2 protein-coding genes are annotated in these 1,260 nt (G+C 57.7%); both read right to left on the bottom strand.

All coding sequences use genetic code 11. The features are described from left to right. A partial coding sequence (locus AC3WVG_RS12025) for a ferritin-like domain-containing protein (protein ID WP_488798357.1) occupies nt 1-100 on the bottom strand: 100 nt, incomplete at its 3' end. Nucleotides 101-150: 50 nt separating this feature from the next. After that, a complete protein-coding gene (gene folD, locus AC3WVG_RS12020) occupies nt 151-1,038 on the bottom strand; it encodes a bifunctional methylenetetrahydrofolate dehydrogenase/methenyltetrahydrofolate cyclohydrolase FolD (RefSeq protein ID WP_488798356.1) in 888 nt (295 codons plus the stop codon). Nucleotides 1,039-1,260: the final 222 nt, after the last annotated feature.

Here is a 1,260-nt window from a genome sequence, read left to right as displayed (position 1 = left end):
TTTCGTTGCAGTAGGCCTGCATCGCCAAATACAGATAGGCCGAATAAAACTCCTTGTTCACCTGTTCATTCAACGCGTCTTGAATTTTGTCCGTAATCATCGTGCTCTCCTGGTTAAACCTTGTAAAAAACTATCCTCCCACCCCACGGATCAGTCAATTTCATTCGCCCGTTTGGCCGACTCCACCGTGTTGAACAATAACATCGTAATCGTCATCGGGCCCACGCCGCCCGGCACCGGCGTAATCATCGAGGCCTTTTCCTTCACCGCCTCAAAATCAACATCGCCCACCAAGCGGTAGCCGCGTTCGCGGCTGGCGTCCTCCACCCGGTTCACGCCGACATCGATCACCACCGCGCCCTCGCGAACCATATCCGCGGTGATGGTATTCGGGAAGCCCGAGGCCGCAATAATGATATCCGCCTGGCGCGTAAAGTGCCCGACATCCTTGGTGCGGGTGTGGCACAGCGTGACCGTGGCATTCGCCCCGTCCTTTTTCTGCAGCAGCATATTAGCCACCGGCTTGCCCACAATATTGCTGCGGCCGACGACGACCACATGGGCACCCGAAGTCTCCACGCCGCTCCGCGCCAGCATTTGCACCACGCCGTGCGGCGTGCACGGCAGGAAGGTCTCTTCGCCGATCATCATCTTGCCCACGCTCATCGGGTGGAACCCGTCCACATCCTTATCGGGACTGATCGCCAGCAACACCGTCGCCTCATTGATATGTTTGGGCAGCGGGAGCTGAACCAGAATCCCGTTGATTTTCGGATCGTTGTTCATTTGCTCCACGAGGGCCAGCAGCTCCTCTTGGGAGGTTTCGGCAGACAACCGGTTGTCGTCGGAATAGATGCCGATCTTTTCGCAGGCACGCTCCTTCGCCGTCACATACGATTGCGACGCCGGATCGGCCCCCACCAGAATCACGCCCAGCCCCGGCACTATGCCCTGCTCTTTCAGCGCGGCCACTTCGATCTGCAGTTCGTCCCGTATCTCCGAAGCAATCTGCTTCCCATCAATAATTTTTGCCGACATATCGTCCCTTTCAATCCGTTAAAAAAATACTGTCGCCGGACCCTTCAACCCGGCGTCTTTATATTCCGGCAACGCCCGGACAGGCAGCGCCCATCCCATTACCGCCGGGCCTGCCTACGCGCCCCCGCGGAGAATTTCATCGACGGCATCGAGAAACGCGAACATTTCCGGTGCGGTGCCGATGGTGATGCGCAGATACTTCTTGGTGCGCTCATCGCTGCC

Source organism: Desulfovulcanus sp. (genome assembly GCF_982781345.1).
Note: the sequence above shows the minus strand (reverse complement) of the source record. Positions and strands in the feature narration are given on the sequence as shown.